Source organism: Solirubrobacter pauli (genome assembly GCF_003633755.1).
GTDB lineage: Bacteria > Actinomycetota > Thermoleophilia > Solirubrobacterales > Solirubrobacteraceae > Solirubrobacter > Solirubrobacter pauli.
Map to the genome: position 1 here is coordinate 1,838,700 of NZ_RBIL01000002.1, position 15,135 is coordinate 1,853,834.

General features: G+C 72.7%; 14 protein-coding genes. 7 read left to right on the forward strand and 7 right to left on the reverse strand.

Going from position 1 to position 15,135, the window contains the following annotated elements:
* The 4 genes from leuB to C8N24_RS28280 are packed head-to-tail and all read right to left on the reverse strand — an operon-like array spanning position 1 to position 3,552.
* Entirely contained in the window at positions 1–1,026 is a 1,026-nt protein-coding gene (gene leuB / locus C8N24_RS28265) for a 3-isopropylmalate dehydrogenase (protein ID WP_121256464.1), read from the reverse strand.
* A gap of 13 nt (positions 1,027–1,039) precedes the next feature.
* The gene (gene leuD, locus C8N24_RS28270; RefSeq protein ID WP_121256466.1) at positions 1,040–1,600 is read right to left on the reverse strand and encodes a 3-isopropylmalate dehydratase small subunit; all 561 of its coding nucleotides are present in this window, start codon (positions 1,598–1,600) and stop codon (positions 1,040–1,042) included.
* Complete coding sequence (leuC, locus tag C8N24_RS28275; RefSeq protein WP_121256468.1) at positions 1,601–2,971, reverse strand: 3-isopropylmalate dehydratase large subunit; 1,371 nt, start codon at positions 2,969–2,971, stop codon at positions 1,601–1,603.
* Entirely contained in the window at positions 2,968–3,552 is a 585-nt protein-coding gene (locus C8N24_RS28280) for a helix-turn-helix domain-containing protein (protein ID WP_121256470.1), read from the reverse strand. The genes leuC and C8N24_RS28280 overlap by 4 nt, the downstream gene beginning before the upstream one ends.
* 260 nt (positions 3,553–3,812) lie before the next feature.
* On the opposite strand from C8N24_RS28280, the gene C8N24_RS28285 reads away from it, so the two are divergent.
* Positions 3,813–4,706 (forward strand): patatin-like phospholipase family protein, encoded by an 894-nt coding sequence (locus C8N24_RS28285; protein WP_170179484.1) that lies wholly within the window; start codon positions 3,813–3,815, stop codon positions 4,704–4,706.
* Positions 4,707–4,763: 57 nt separating this feature from the next.
* Positions 4,764–7,055: a putative bifunctional diguanylate cyclase/phosphodiesterase gene (locus C8N24_RS28290; RefSeq protein WP_121256475.1), complete on the forward strand. Its 2,292-nt coding sequence runs from the start codon at positions 4,764–4,766 to the stop codon at positions 7,053–7,055.
* Here the strand turns inward: C8N24_RS28290 and C8N24_RS28295 are convergent.
* Together C8N24_RS28295 and C8N24_RS28300 are read right to left on the reverse strand one after the other, a co-directional pair.
* A complete protein-coding gene (locus C8N24_RS28295) occupies positions 7,039–8,610 on the reverse strand; it encodes a 2-isopropylmalate synthase (RefSeq protein ID WP_121256477.1) in 1,572 nt (523 codons plus the stop codon). The genes C8N24_RS28290 and C8N24_RS28295 overlap by 17 nt on opposite strands.
* Before the next feature lie 145 nt (positions 8,611–8,755).
* Positions 8,756–9,148, reverse strand: a complete 393-nt coding sequence (locus C8N24_RS28300; protein ID WP_121256479.1) for a PPOX class F420-dependent oxidoreductase — start codon at positions 9,146–9,148, stop codon at positions 8,756–8,758.
* Between the two features lie 59 nt (positions 9,149–9,207).
* On the opposite strand from C8N24_RS28300, the gene C8N24_RS28305 reads away from it, so the two are divergent.
* From C8N24_RS28305 to C8N24_RS35465, 3 genes are read left to right on the forward strand one after another with little or no spacing between them, the layout of a single operon-like run.
* Complete coding sequence (locus C8N24_RS28305) at positions 9,208–9,522, forward strand: ArsR/SmtB family transcription factor (protein ID WP_121256481.1); 315 nt, start codon at positions 9,208–9,210, stop codon at positions 9,520–9,522.
* The gene (locus C8N24_RS28310; RefSeq protein WP_121256483.1) at positions 9,519–11,186 is read left to right on the forward strand and encodes a SulP family inorganic anion transporter; all 1,668 of its coding nucleotides are present in this window, start codon (positions 9,519–9,521) and stop codon (positions 11,184–11,186) included. Before C8N24_RS28305 ends, C8N24_RS28310 begins: the two co-directional genes overlap by 4 nt.
* A gap of 10 nt (positions 11,187–11,196) precedes the next feature.
* On the forward strand, positions 11,197–11,325 hold the full coding sequence (locus C8N24_RS35465) for a hypothetical protein (RefSeq protein ID WP_281272676.1): 129 nt from the start codon (positions 11,197–11,199) through the stop codon (positions 11,323–11,325).
* On the opposite strand, the gene C8N24_RS28315 is transcribed toward C8N24_RS35465, so the two are convergent.
* A complete protein-coding gene (locus tag C8N24_RS28315) occupies positions 11,322–12,164 on the reverse strand; it encodes an arginase family protein (protein ID WP_211340169.1) in 843 nt (280 codons plus the stop codon). The genes C8N24_RS35465 and C8N24_RS28315 overlap by 4 nt on opposite strands.
* 97 nt (positions 12,165–12,261) lie before the next feature.
* On the opposite strand from C8N24_RS28315, the gene C8N24_RS28320 reads away from it, so the two are divergent.
* Together C8N24_RS28320 and C8N24_RS28325 are read left to right on the forward strand one after the other, a co-directional pair.
* Positions 12,262–12,507, forward strand: coding sequence for a hypothetical protein (locus tag C8N24_RS28320; RefSeq protein WP_121256488.1), 246 nt, complete (start codon positions 12,262–12,264; stop codon positions 12,505–12,507).
* A gap of 44 nt (positions 12,508–12,551) precedes the next feature.
* Positions 12,552–15,134 carry a PQQ-binding-like beta-propeller repeat protein gene (locus C8N24_RS28325; protein WP_121256490.1) on the forward strand — a complete coding sequence of 861 codons (2,583 nt, stop codon included), beginning with the start codon at positions 12,552–12,554 and terminating at the stop codon, positions 15,132–15,134.
* Position 15,135: the final 1 nt, after the last annotated feature.

Here is a 15,135-nt window from a genome sequence, read left to right on the forward strand (position 1 = left end):
TCACAGCTCCTCCAACACCGCCTTGGTCACCTCGGCGGTGGTCGCGGTACCGCCCAGGTCCCTGGAGCGGATGCCCTTGTCCAGGGCCTTGTCCACGGCCGATTCTACGGCAGCCGCCTCGGCCTCCCGGCCGAGTCCGTGGCGGAGGAGCAGCGCGCCCGAGAGGATCATGCCGATCGGGTTGGCGATCCCCTGCCCGGTGATGTCGGGCGCCGAGCCGTGGACGGGCTCGAACATCGACGGGCCGTCGCCGCCCAGCGACGCGGTCGGCAGCATGCCGAGCGAGCCGGTGAGCATCGACGCCTCGTCGGAGAGGATGTCGCCGAACATGTTCTCGGTGACGATCACCTCGAAGTGGCGCGGCGCCGAGATGAGCTTCATCGCGGCGGCGTCGACGAGCTCGTGCTCGAGCTCGATGGTCGGGAACTCCTCGGCGTGGATGCGCGTCGCCACGTCGCGCCACAGGCGCGAGGTGTCCAGCACGTTCGCCTTGTCGACCGACGTCACGCGCGACTTGGCCGCGCGGAAGCCGGCGCGGACGATCCGCTCGATCTCCTCGACCGTGTAGACCAGCGTGTCGTACGCGCGGCCGTCCTTGGTCCCGCGCTCGCCGTAGTACAGGCCGCCGGTGAGCTCGCGGACGATCAGCATGTCCACGTTCTCGATCAGCTCGCGCTTGAGCGGCGAGGCGTCGTAGAGCGCCGGCAGTGGGCGGATCGGCCGCAGGTTGGCGTACAGGCCGAGGCCGGCGCGGAGGCCGAAGAGCGCGTCCTCGGCCCGGACGGCGCCGGTCTCGTTCGTGTCCCACTTGGGACCGCCGACCGCGCCGAGCAGCACGGCGTCGGAGGCCTTGCAGGCCGCCATCGTGTCGTCGGTCATGGCGACGCCGTACTCGTCGATGCCGGCACCACCGACTTTGTGCTCGTCGTAGGTGAGGTCGGTCGCGACGGCGTTCAGGACCTCGATGGCGGCGGTGGCCACTTCCGGGCCAATTCCGTCACCGGGGAGAAGGGCAATGTTCGGCATAAGTTGCGGGACCCTACAGATTGAGAGTGACGGGGCCAGGACGCTCGCGCGAGGACTCGTACGACGAGATGTCCTCGGCCTTCTGCAGCGTGAGCGCGATGTCGTCGAGCCCGTTCAGCAGTCGGTGGCGGCGCTCGGCTTCGAGCTCGAACGGCACGGAGCGACCGGCGAAGCGCACTTCGAGCGCCTCGAGGTCGATCTCCGCCTCACCGGCCTCCATCAGCGCCCTGACGTCCTCCTCGGGCAGCACGACCGGCAGCAGGCCGATCTTGGTGCAGTTGGAGAAGAAGATGTCGGCGAAGCTCGAGGCGACGATCGCCTTGAAGCCGTAGTCCTGCAGCGCCCACGGCGCGTGCTCACGCGAGGAGCCGCAGCCGAAGTTCGCGCCCGTCGCGAGGATCGGGTTCTTGGGCAGCGACCAACCCGGCTCCTGCGCCCAGTCGTAGAACAGGAACTCGCCGAAGCCGGTGCGCTCGATCCGCTTGAGGAACTGCTTGGGGATGATCTGGTCCGTGTCCACGTCCGCACGCGCCAGCGTGGTGACCGGACCCGCGACGACCTTCACAGCGTCCATCTAGTTCCACTCCCGGATGTCGACGAAGCGGCCCTCGATCGCCGCGGCGGCGGCCATCGCCGGCGACACCAGGTGGGTGCGCCCGCCGCGGCCCTGACGGCCTTCGAAGTTGCGGTTGGAGGTCGACGCGCAGCGCTCGCCCGGGTCCAGCGTGTCCGGGTTCATGCCCAGGCACATCGAGCAGCCCGCGGTGCGCCAGTCGAAGCCGGCCTCGCGGAAGATCACGTCCAGCCCCTCGGACTCGGCCTGCTTGGCCACCTGCACCGAGCCCGGCACGACCATCGCGTTCTTGACCGTCGACGCGACCTTGCGGCCCTTGACGATCTCGGCGGCGGCGCGCAGGTCGCCGATCCGGCCGTTCGTGCACGAGCCGATGAAGATGCGGTCGAGCGTGAGCTCGGTGATCGGCGTGCCGGCCTCCAGGCCCATGTAGACCAGCGAGCGCTCGTCGGTCTCGCCGTTGGGCTCGGGCACCGCGCCCGCCACGCCGACGACCTGCCCGGGCGTCGTGCCCCACGTCACCAGCGGCGAGATCTTCGACGCGTCGACCGTGATCTCGTGGTCGAACGTCGCGCCCTCGTCGGTCTTGAGCGTCTTCCAGTACGCGACGGCCTCGTCGAAGTCCTCGGGCGCGGCGACCCGGCCGCGCACCCACTCGAACGTGGTCTCGTCCGGCGCGATCATGCCCGCGCGCCCGCCGCCCTCGATCGTCATGTTGCAGATCGTCATCCGCTCCTCCATCGAGAGGTTGCGGATGAGCTCGCCCGCGTACTCGACGACGTAGCCGGAGGCGCCGTTGGTGCCCATCTGGCCGATCGTGCCGAGGATCAGGTCCTTGGCGGTGACGCCGTGGCCGAGCTCGCCGACGTAGTTGATCCGCATCGACTTCGGCTTGGGCTGGGAGAGCGTCTGCGTCGCCAGGACGTGCTCGACCTCGGAGGTGCCGATGCCGAACGCGAGCGCGCCGAACGCGCCGTGCGTCGCCGTGTGCGAGTCGCCGCAGACGATCGTCATGCCCGGCTGGGTGACGCCCAGCTCCGGGCCGATGATGTGCACGATCCCCTGGCGGTCGGACCCGAGCGAGTAGACCGGGATGCCGAACTCGTCGCAGTTGGCCTCGAGCGCCTCCACCTGGCGGCGCGAGAGGGCGTCGCGGATCTTCGCGCTGACCGGCGTGCCGTCGGTCGGCACGTTGTGGTCGGCGGTGGCGAGCGTGCGATCGGGACGGCGCACCTCACGACCGGCGAGCCGGAGGCCTTCGAAGGCCTGGGGGCTCGTCACCTCGTGCACGAGGTGGAGGTCGATGAAGATGAGCCCCGGCGCGATCTCGTGCGCGGACCAGATCTTGTCGAACAGCGTGGTGGGGGTCATGACCGGCGCAGGCCCGCTGACACGATCGCCAGCAAGACGGCCTCCTCCTCTCCGAGGTTGGCGAAGTGATGTGACAGGTCGGCGTCGAAGGTCACGGAGTCACCCGCGGTGAGCTCGTGCTCGATGTCCTCGACGTGCAAGGTGACGGTGCCGCGCTCGATCAGGGCCGTCTCACGCGCGCCCGGCTCGTGCCGGGGCGGGTCGCCCGGGCCGCCGGTGACGGCGCCGGGAGCCAGCGTGTGACGGGTGACCTCGGCGCGCAGGCCGGGCAGCGGCGGGGTGAGGAGCTCGTAGGCGTGTCCGGCCGTCCCGCCGCGACGGCCTTCGCCGGCGCGCACGATCGAGACGGTGCCCTCCTCGTCCAGGCGCAAGAGCTGCGACAGGCGCAGCTCCAGGCCGGACGCGATGCGGCTGGCCACCTGCAACGTCGGGCTCGTCTCCCCGCGCTCGACCTGGCTGAGCATCGGGGCGGAGACGCCGGACCGCTCCGCGAGGTCGCGCAGTGAGAGGTCCATCGCCTCTCGCAACGCCTTCACGCGCGGGCCGACGGCCGCGACGGTGGGATCAGCAGCTGCCGCCATTACGCCTGTACGTTATCGCATACAGGCGTTCTTTCAACACTTCAGGTGCGGCAGCATCAGTTGCGCCAGTGGTCCAGCATCAACGCGGCTCCTTGGTTGGGCCGCGCGCGTTCCCCGGCGCACGGTATGTCGGTCCTGTCGCAACCGGCGCCTGACACGTCGACTGCTCAAGGTGCGGGTTTCCGGACCATCAACACCGCAAACCGCGGTGAAGGGTCATACGTCCGAACGACAACTTCGCCGGTCACTACGGTGGAAGCGTGATCGACGGGCTTCCGGACGCGTTGGTGCTGGGCGGCGGCGGGACCGTCGGAGAGGCGTGGCTGCGCGGCGTCCTGAACGGGATCGAGGCCGGTAGCCAGCTCGACTTCCGCGACTGCGAGTACCTGGTCGGCACGTCCGCCGGCTCGATCGTGGCCGCGACGCTCGCGGCGGGCAAGCGCCCCGACGCGGGCGAGCGCGCCGCGCGCGAGTGGGCGCGGGCGGTGCCGGACGAGCTCGACGAGGTCGTGGCGCCGCGGTTCGCGGCCGTCGGCAAGGCCGCGCGGGCCGCGGCGACGCCGTTCGCGAACGTCGCGCTGTCGGTCACGGCACCGGCCGGCCGGCTCGCGCGCGCCGCCGTGCTGCGCCGCGCGCCACGCCCGGAGCGCTCGCTCGCGGAGCTCGGCACGCACGTCGACGCCCTCGGCGCGCGCTTCGACGGGCGGCTGCGGATCTCCGCCGTGGACCGCGCCACCGGCAAGCGCGTGATGTTCGGCGCCCCGGATGCGCCCCGGGCGACCGTCGCCGAGGCCGTGCTGGCCTCCTGCTCGGTGCCGTGGATCTTCGCCCCGGTGACGATCGGCGAGCGCGAGTACGTGGACGGCGGCGTCTGGAGCCTGGTGAACCTCGACGCCGTGCCCGCCGGCCGCGGCTCCCGCGTGCTCGTGCTGGTTCCCACCGCAGGGGCGAGCATCGCGGCGCTGCGCACGGCGACCTCGCTGGCGCTCTCGCGCGAGGCGTCGGCGCTGCGCGGCCGCGGCGCGACGGTGACGACGATCGTCCCCGACGACGCCAGCCTGAAGGCCATGGGCCCGGACCTGATGGACGGCAGCCGCGCGGGTGCCGTGGCCACCGCCGGGTACGCGCAGGGCCGTCGCGCAGCCGGTGCGTGACCGCCCCGCTGCGCTTAAGTCCTCAACTCGCGACGAGAAGCGGCCGATGTTCGCCAGGTGACCAATCGCTCACTTCGGCTGCGGCTGCTCCCCGCGCTGGTCGGCACCGTCCTGGTGATCGCGGCGATGGTGTGGGTGGCGCAGCGCGCGGCGAGCGACGCCGATCGGGCGCGCCAGGCGCAGATCGTCATGGAGCACCTCCGCGCCGAAGCGCGCGGCGGGCAGGTGGATCTGTGGCGCAGGGTGGCGACGCGGACCGGCGAAGTCGCCGAGCAGGTCGGGGTCACCTCGGCCCAGGCGGTCACCGCCGACCTGCAGCGGCTCCATGAGCTCGAGCCCGGCGACGCGAGCGTCAACGGGGTCGCCGCCGCGTTCGCCGCGGCCTACGCCGCTGAGCTGCCCGCGATCAACATGATGCGCGACGACCCGGCGCGGGCACGCGGGCTCGCGGTCTCCCACTTCGCGCCGAGGATGCTCGAGGTCGAGCGCCGGCTGGACGTGGCCATCGCCGGCCAGGCGCACGCTGCCGCGGCCGCGCGCACCCGCGCGGGCGCCGCGACCGCCGGCTCGCTCGTCTGCGGGCTGCTGCTGCTCGGCCTGCTCGCCTGGATCGTCGCCCGTGCCCGCCGCCGGGCGGCCATGCTCGAGCACGGCCGCGAGGCGGAGCGGCGGCTGCGGGCGCTCGTGCGCCACTCCTCCAGCGTCGTCGTGGTGATCGACGCCGACACGCTCGTGCTCTGGGTCACCGAGTCGGTCGAGCGGGTCCTCGGGCTGTCGCCGAGCACGCTGATCGGCCGGCCGCTGCTCGACCGCGTGCACCGCGAGGACCGCGGGATCGCCGAGGAGCTGCACGCCGAGCTGCTGACGGGAAGCGGAACACGTGAGGTCACCTTGCGCCTCGAGGACGGCTCCGGCACCGTCCGCCACGTCGAGGTGATCGCCGAGAACCACATCGACGACCCGTTGATCGGCGGCGTGCTGCTCAACCTGCGCGACGTCACCCAGCACCTCGCGCTCGAGAACCAGCTGCGCCGCCAGGCGTTCCACGACACGTTGACCGGGCTGCCCAACCGGGCCCTGTTCGAGGACCGGCTCGCGCAGGCGCTGGCGCGTGAACGCCGCCACGGCGGCGCCGTCGGCGTGCTGTTCGTCGACCTCGACGACTTCAAGCTCGTCAACGACAGCCTCGGCCACGCGGCCGGCGACGAGCTGCTGCGCGCGGTCGCCACCCGCCTGGCCGACGGCCTCCGGGACACGGACACGGCCGCGCGCTTCGGCGGCGACGAGTTCGCCGTGCTGCTGCCCGAGCTCGTCGACGGCCTCGCCGAGGCCGAGGGCGTCGCCGAGCGGCTGCGCGCCGCGCTCCAGCTGCCGGTCGATGTGCGCGGGCAGGCGCTGACCCTCACCGCCAGCGTCGGGATCGCGCTCGCGGCGGGCGGCGACACCTCCGAGGACGTCCTGCGCAACGCCGACGTCGCCATGTACGCCGCCAAGGAGCGCGGCAAGGGCCGCCTCGCCGCCTTCGAGCGCGAGATGCACGAGCGGGCGGTCGAGCGGCTCGAGCTGGGCCGCGACCTCGAGTGCGCGCTCGGCCGCGGCCAGCTCTCGCTCGCCTACCAGCCGATCGTGCGGCTCGAGGACCACACGCTGTTCGGCGTCGAGGCGCTGCTGCGCTGGGAGCACCCGTGCAGCGGGCCGATCTCGCCCGCCCGCTTCATCCCGATCGCCGAGGCCACCGGCCTGATCGTGCCGATCGGGGAGTGGGTGCTCCGCACCGCGTGCCGTCAGCTCGCCGAGTGGGAGGACCCCGCGTTGCAGCTGAGCGTGAACGTCTCCGTCCGGCAGCTCGCCGACCCGGGTTTCGTGGCGACCGTCGCCGACGTCCTCGCCGAGACCGGGATCGCGCCGCAGCGGCTCACGCTCGAGCTCACCGAAGGGCTGCTGGCCGACGACGGCGAGGACACGCTGGAGCGCTTCCGGGCGCTCAAGGTCCTCGGCGTACGGCTCGCGATCGACGACTTCGGCACCGGCTACTCCGCGCTCAGCTACCTGCGGGCCTTCCCGATCGACGTGCTGAAGATCGACCGGTCGTTCCTGCGCGGGGTGACCGAGGACGCCGAGCGCGCCCGGCTCGTGCACGGCATCATCGAGATGGGCCGCTCGCTGCAGCTCGCGATCGTCACCGAAGGCATCGAGGAGCCCGCCCAGGCGGCGTTGATGCACGAGCTGCGCGCGGAGCTCGGCCAGGGCTACCTGTTCTCGCGCCCTGTCCCGCCGGACCGGATCGCCGTGCTGCTCGAGCACGGGATGCCGGTCCAGGCGGATGCGGCGCTCAGGGCGTCTGCGTGAGCACCGGCTCGCCGCTCTCGGCCGACTCGGCCGCGGCGATGACCTTGCGCTCCACGTTCGAGAGCGCGCGTACGTAGGCGAGCGCCGCGGCCTCGATGATGTCGGTCGACACGCCCTGGCCGGACGCGTTCTGCCCGGAGAGCTCGAGCACGACGCTGGCCTCGCCGAGCGCGTCCTGGCCGGACGTGATCGCGTCGATGCGGAAGTCGCGGAGCTTGACCTCGCGGGTGGTCGCCGCGTTGATGGCGCGGAAGATGGCGTCGATCGGGCCGTCGCCGGTGAAGTCGCCGCGCACGGTCTCGCCGGCGGGCGTGACGATCTCGACCGTCGCGTGCGGGGGCCGGCGGCTCGAGGCCTCGACGTCGAACCACTCGAGCGTGTAGGCGCCCTCGTCCGTGCGGAGCTCGTCGGTGACGAGCGCCTCGAGGTCCATCGCCGTGACCTGCTTCTTCTTGTCCGCGATCTCCTTGAAGCGCTTGAACGCCTGGTTCAGCGTCTGGCCGCTCACGTCGTAGCCCAGGTCCATCAGCGCCGACTGCAGGGCGTGACGGCCGGAGTGCTTGCCGAGCACGATCGAGTTCGCGTCGTCGAAGCCGACGGAGGCGGCGGACATGATCTCGTAGGTCGAGCGCTCCTTCAGGACGCCGTCCTGGTGGATGCCGGACTCGTGCTGGAAGGCGTTGCGGCCGACGACCGCCTTGTTGGGCTGCACGCCGTAGCCGGTGAGGCGGCTGACCAGGCGGCTCGTGCGGGCGATCTCACGCGTGTTGACGCCGGTGGTGAAGCCGACGGCCTCCTCGCGGGTCTTGAGGAGCATCACGATCTCCTCCAGCGACGCGTTGCCTGCGCGCTCCCCGAGCCCGTTGATCGCGCACTCCACCTGGCGGGCGCCCGCCTGCAGGCCGGCGAACGAGTTCGCGACGGCCAGGCCGAGGTCGTTGTGGCAGTGGACGCTGAGGACGATGTCCTTGAGCCCCGGCACGCGCTCGTACAGCCCGGTGAGGAACGCCGCGTACTCGTTCGGCATGGCGAAGCCGACGGTGTCCGGGATGTTGATCGTGGTCGCGCCCTCGTCGATCGCGGCCTGGAGCACCTCGGCGGTGAAGTCGATGTCGGCGCGGGTGGCGTCCATCGGGGAGAACTCGACGTCGTCCACGAGGCTGCGGGCGTGGGCGACCGCGGCGCGCGCCTGGCCCAGCACGTCCGGCCGCGTGGAGTTCAGCTGGTGCTGGATGTGGATGTCGCTCGTGGAGATGAACGTGTGCACGCGCGGGCGCTCCGCGTCCTTGACGGCCTCGGCGGCGCGCTCGATGTCGGCGGCGTGCGCACGCGCGAGGCCCGCGATGACCGGGCCGTGCACCTCCCTGGCAATCGCTCGTACAGCTTCGAAGTCGCCCGGCGAGGCGATCGGGAATCCAGCCTCGATCACGTCCACGCCGAGGCGCGCGAGCTGGTGGGCGATCTCCAGCTTCTCCGTGGTGTTGAGGCTGATGCCCGGCGACTGCTCGCCGTCGCGCAGCGTGGTGTCAAAGATGATGACCCGGTTGGGGTCCATGGCGCAGCTCCTTTTCTGGACTCTTCTCGCTTCTTCTTCGGTGTGAGTTCGCGGCTAGCGGCCGCCCACGCAGCAATCCCCCTAGCGGGGGAGGAGAAGAAGAAGGGAAAGGCCGAACGGCTGCATCGCGACCTCGGACTGTAGCTCAGACATGCCACCCGTGCCAATGGTCGAGCTCGATCCAGGCGCTCGTGCGCGTGCGGTCGCGGACCGGATAGGCCTCGCCGCGGTAGTGCGTCGAGAGCCGGTCGATGTCCACGAGGTCCGTGTCCGGCTTGAGCTCGACCACCCGGCCCTGCAGCGAGACGTGCCGGTACCAGTCGCTGTCGAGCACCGTCAGCGACACGCGCGGGTCGGCCTTCAGGTGCTTCAGGCGAGCGCGTGAGTCGTCGAGGTTGACGAGCACCCGGCCGTCCTCGAACAGGTACCAGGTGGCGACGGTGAGCGGGGAGCCGTCGGGCTTGAGCGACGCCATCACGGCGGGATGCGGCTGGGACAGCAGCGCCTGGAGCTCTTCGGGGAGCGGGGGCTTGGGCATCGCCGCGTTCTATCAGGTCGTCGGGCACGACATTCCGTATTCGTTATATTCTAATAATTATGCCCCACGTGCCCGCGCTCAAGGCCGAGTTCTTCAAGGCGATCGGCCATCCGGTCCGGATCCGCGCGCTCGAGCTGCTCAGCGAGGGCGAGCACTCGGTGTCGGACCTGCTCGCGGCGATGGACGTCAGCCAAGCCCACCTCTCCCAGCAGCTCGCGATCCTGCGCCGCGCCGGGCTGGTCGTCGCGCGGCGCGAGGGCGCCAACGTCTTCTACGCGCTCACCGACGCCCGCATGGCCGACCTGCTCGCCGTGGCGCGGGAGATGCTGGTCGACATGGCGACGGCGACGCGCGACGAGCTGCTGCGCGCGTGATCGACCGCCTGCGCGCGCTGCGCCCGCGGCGGCACGACTACCAGGGGCTGCGACGCGGATGGCCGGGCGAGCTGCTCGCCGGCGTCACGGTCGCGGTGGTCGCGCTCCCGCTGGCGTTGGCCTTCGGCGTCGCGTCCGGGCTGGGTGCCGAGGCGGGCCTGGTGACCGCGGTCGTGGCGGGTGTCGTCGCCGGCGTGTTCGGCGGCTCGCACGTGCAGGTCAGCGGGCCGACGGGGGCGATGACCGTCGTGCTCGTGCCGGTCGTCGCGTCCGTCGGACCGGGTGGAGTCGTCGTGGTCGCGCTGCTCGCCGGAGCGATCCTGGTCTTCGCCGGCGTGGCGCGGCTCGGCCGCTACGCGAGCGTGCTCCCGTGGCCGGTGGTGGAGGGCTTCACCGTCGGCATCGCGGTGCTGATCTTCCTCCAGCAGGTCCCGCCCGCGCTCGGCGTGGAGACGCCCGACGGCACCAACACGGCCGTGATCGCGGCCCGGGCGCTCGCGGACTGGGCGCCCGCGCAGTGGCCGGCGCTCGCGATCGCGGCGCTCGTGGCCGCGACGATGGTCGTGCTGCCGCGTGTCCGCCGCGGGCTGCCGGCCGCGCTGATCGCCGTGGCCGCGGCCACCGTCATCGCCGAGGTCGCCGACCTCTCGGTCGACCGCATCGGCGAGATCCCGTCGGGCCTGCCGCTGCCGGAGCTGCCCACGTTCGTCGCGGGCGACCTCCCCCGGCTGCTGTCGGCGGCGCTCGCCGTGGCCGCGCTGGGCGCGATCGAGAGCCTGCTGTCGGCCAAGGTCGCCGACGGGATGGCCGACGCCGAGCCGCACGATCCCGACCGCGAGCTGTTCGGCCAAGGCCTGGCGAACGTGTCCGTGGCGTTCTTCGGCGGCATGCCGGCGACCGGCGCGATCGCCCGCACCGCCGTGAACGTGCGCGCGGGCGCTCGGACGCGAGCCGCCGCGGTCATCCACGGCGTGGTGCTCGCCGGCTCGATGGTCGCGCTCGCCTCGCTGCTCGCACGGATCCCCCTCGCCGCCCTGGCCGGCGTGCTGATGGTCACCGCGGTGCGGATGATCGAGTTCGGCACGGTCGCGCACGTCGTCCGCTCGACGCGCGACGACGCGCTCCTCGTCGTGGTGACCGCGTTCGTCACCGTCGCCTTCGACCTCGTGCTGGCGGTCGGCGTCGGGGTCGCGCTGGCGTCGTTGCTGGCGCTGATCGCCGTGGCCGACAGCACGTCGTTCGAGCGCGAGCCCATCGACTCGGTGGACGTGGACCCGGCGCTCGAGCACGCGCTGCTCCACGAGCACATCGTCGCCTATCGCCTCGACGGCGCGCTGTTCTTCGGAGCGGCCGAGCGCTTCCTGCTGGAGCTGGCCGACGTGAGCGACGTCGAGGTGGTGATCCTGCGGCTCGGGCGGCTGCGGGTGATCGACAGCACCGGGGCGCAGGCGCTGAGCGACCTGATCGCGCAGCTCGAGCGCCGGGGCATCACCGTGCTGCTCACGTCCGTGCAGCCGCAGCACCGGGCGCTGATCGAGCACGTGGGCGTCATCGGCCGCCTCGCACACGAGAACCACCTGCTTCCCACGCTCGCGGACGCGCTCGTCCATGCCCGCCGGCACGTGCGAGGGCCCGGGAGCCTGAAGCTGGCCGGAAACGGGTAGATCGCCGCCCGTGGCCGCGATCTCCCCCTCTCCCCGCCGTTCTCGCAACGACCTGCCGCGCTGGGCCGGCACGCTCGGACTCGTGCTCGGCAGCACGATCGGCGCGGCCGCCTGCTTCGGGCTCGCCGCCCTGCTCTAAGCAACCACGTCCGCGATCAGCCGCACGATCCGGTCGGCGTCCCGGCCGGTCGGGTCCTGGTCGGGGTCGTAGATCACGAAGCTCATGCCGATGCAGCCGCCCGCGGCAACGGCGCCGGTCAGCAGCGCGGTGAGCTCGTCCCAGCTCAGCCCACCGGGCTCGTTCTCGCCGCCCGGCACGCCCTGGGCCGGGAGCTGCAGCGGATCCAGGACGTCCAGGTCGACGTGCAGCCACCACGGGCTTCCGACGTGCGCGACGGCCTTGGCGCCCGTCGACGCCTCGACCTCGCCGAGCGGGCGGACGTGCACGCCCAGCCCGGCGAGCGAGGCGACGTCGAACTGGGCGCGCCACGCATCGTCGCGCGGGCCGATGAGCGCGAGCGCGTCGCGCTCGAGCGCCCGGAAGTCCAGCCCCGCGGGCAGCAGGCCGCCCGTGAGGCCGAGCAGCAGGCCGATCTCGGTGTTGGCCGCCTCGCCGTCCTCGGACACGTCGAGCGGCATCGTGTCCTCGTGCCCGTCGACGCACAGCAGCCCGACCGGCGCGAGTGCCGGGACGATCCCGAGCAGCACGGAGCAGTCGCCGCCGACGACGACCGGGAACCGCGTCGCCGCCGCCACACGCCGCCCGAGCGCGTCCGCCATGACCAGCAGCGCGTCCTCGTTGATCAGGCCGGTCCGCGCGCCCCGCTCCGGGATGCCGGCCGGCAGCTCCAGGTCTCCCCCGTCGTGCGCGCCGAGGGCCGCCTGGAGACCGGCCGCGCGCAGCGCCGTGGCGGCTCGCGCTTGATGGCCGGGTCTCCCGTACCCGTCGAACGGGACGCCGATGAGCTCGATCGCCATCACCGGAACGGTACGCCGACGGGCATCCCGGTACGCTCGGCGCCGTGTCAGGGAGCATCATCGACGCGGCCGCCCGCTCCGGGCCCGCCGCCGTGCCGTGAAGGCCGGACAGGCACTCGGGTTCGGCGCCTGGCTGCTGGTCATCGCCTGGCTCGTCCTGTACCTCGTCGGCGAGCAGGCCGCGTCCGGCTGGTGCCTGATCGCTGCGGGCGCGCTGCTGTTCGTCGCGGGCCCGCTGTTCCGGCGATTCGGCGAGGGACAGGTCCGGCTGACCGGCGCTGTGATGATCGGCGCGGCCGTCTTCTTCGTCGGCTTCGGGCTCGCGGTCGTGACCTCGGCCTGAGATGCGACTGAGGTTTGCCTGAGCGGGGTACCCCGTTCGCCGCAATGGTCGCTCGCAGCCTGCTTACCGTCGCGCTGACGCTCGTCGTCACCGCCACCGCCTCCGCCGCACCGGCGAGGTTGCCGTACGTCAACGGCACCGTCTCCGACCTGCTGGTCGACGGGGACACGCTGTACGTCGGCGGCCAGTTCACCGTCGCCGGGACCGCCGCCGGCCCGCTCGTGCTCGCGCGCGGGGACACGGGAGCACTCGTGCGGACCTTCCCCGGGTTCGGGAAGACCGGCGAAGGCGACATCTCCGCGGAGGCGGTGCTGAGCGACGGCGCCGGCGGCTGGTACGTCGGCGGCGGCTTCGCACGGGTGGACGGCGAGCCGCGCCACGGCCTCGTGCATCTGCTCGCCGACGGGTCCGTCGACCGGGCCTTCAGCGGTCCGCCGCGCTGGGGCGCTCACGTCCTGGCACGCCACGGCGACGTCCTCTGGCTCAACGGCTGGTCGGGCTATGAGGAGGAGACGCCGGAGGCCGAGCGTGGTCCGCGTCTGCTGGCGCTGAACGCGCGCACCGGCGCGCCGCTGGCGATCGCTCCGGCTCTGTCCAGCGCGGTGACGGACCTGGACGTCGAAGACGGGCGGTTGTTCGTCTCGACGCGGCGGCACGGCGTGTACGCGTTCGACGCGGCGACCGGCGCCGCGACGGGGTGGCACGTGTCCGCCGGCCGCGAGGTCGAGGCGATCGACGTCGACGGCGGCGTGGTCTGGGCGACCGACCAGGCACCGGGCCAGGAGTCCGGCGAGTCCGACGTCGTCGGCTACCGGGTGAGCGACGGGGCGGCCCTGCCCCAGACGTTCCGGTACGCGGCCGACGCGACAGATCTGGTCGCCACCGAGGACTTCGTCTTCATCGTGTGCGACTGCTGGCGGACCAACCAGCCGTCGCTGCAGGCGTACGACCGCGACACGGGCCAGTACATCGACCTGCGGGCGATGAAGACCGTCGAGCGCGTGGCGGTCGGTGGCGGGCGGCTCTACGCAGGCGGGCCGGGCGGCTACGTCGCGTATGACCTGGCGACGCTGCAGCGCGTGCCGTGGGCCGTGGACCTGCTCGACGCGCGGCCACGCGCGATCGCGGTCGCCCCCGACGGCACCGTCGCGCTGGCCGGCTACAACAGCGCGGTCGCCGGCGCCGCGCGGACGAACCTCGCCGCGTTCCGCCTTTCGACGGGCGAGCTCCTGCCCTTCGACCCAGCGCCGCTGACGCCCCTCCCGGACTGGTTCGGGCCGGGCTATGCGCCCGCCGTATGGGCGTTGGAGAAGGCCGGCGACCTGCTGTTCGCGGCCGGCTACTTCTCCCGCGCCGCCGGCGTCCCGCGCAAGAGCCTCGCGGCGTTCGACCTCCGCACCGGCGCGCTGGTCGACTTCCCCGAGCCGCGCAGCCGCCTCGTGCAGGACCTCGTGGTCGCCGACGGCAAGCTGATCGCGGGCGGCGAGATCATCGAGGCGTTCGACCTCGCGAGCCGCACCAAGCTCGCCTGGGAGGCGTGGCCGCACGACGCGGTCCGCGCCCTCGCGGTGGTCGACGACACGCTGCTCGCCGGCGGTGAGTTCTACGCGGTCGAGATGAAGGATGGCCCGATCGTGCCGCGCAAGTTCCTGGCCGCGTTCCACGTCTCCGACCTGTCCCCGTCGCCGCGGTTCGCGGCCGAGCCCAGCAGCTATGTCAACGACATCACGCCTGACGGCGCGGGCGGCGCCTTCCTGGCCGGCTACTTCCGCGTGCTGGGCGCCGTGCCGTCCGACTTCGTCGGCCACCTCGACGCGACCGGCGCGCCCGAGCCGAACTTCCCAGGCTCCGACGGCTACGGCGCCGGCTCGGTGGTCGCCGACAGCTCGCACCTCTACGTGTCCGGTGTCGACGGCCTCGGAGGGCTGCCGCGCCGGGGCTCAGCGGCGATCCGCCTCGCCGACCGCTCGGTGACCGCGTTCGACCCGGGCGTCGGCGGTCGCGCGATGATCCCGCTTCCGAGTGGCGAGCTCCTCGTTGGCGGTGACTTCCGGTCCACCAGCCACAACTCGTCGAGTGGGATCGGCTGGTTCCTACCAGACGGGAGCACAGCGGTCCCGGCGCAGGGCGGCGGCACCGGCACGAGCCCGGGCACGGGCGGCGGCAACGGCCCGAGTCCGGGCGGCGGCAACGGCAACGGCGCGGGCGGCGGCGACGGCACGGGCGGCACACTCGGCGACGCTGCCCCGGACGGAGGCACCGGGGCCGGTGGCGATACCGGCGCGGCCGACGGCACGAACCTCGGCGGCGCGGGCCGCACCGGCGCGTCGAGCAGCGGCGAGCCCGTGGACGCTCGTGCGCGCGGCTCCCGCGTGCGTGTGGCCTTCGCCTCACGGCGGGTCTCGCGCGGGCGGGTCTCGGTGCGGGTCGCTTCGCCGGCCGGTGGGCGCGTGACCGTGCGTGTGCGGCTCGCGAGCGGCCGACGGACCGTGCTCGGCCGGGCGACCGTCACGCTGCGTCCCAGCGTTGCGCGCGTCGTGCGGATTCGAGTCGCCGGGCGCGCCGTCCGGCGAGCGGTCGTGGCCGAGGCCGAGGCGACGGTTAGCCGCGCGGTCCGTCTGCGCTGAT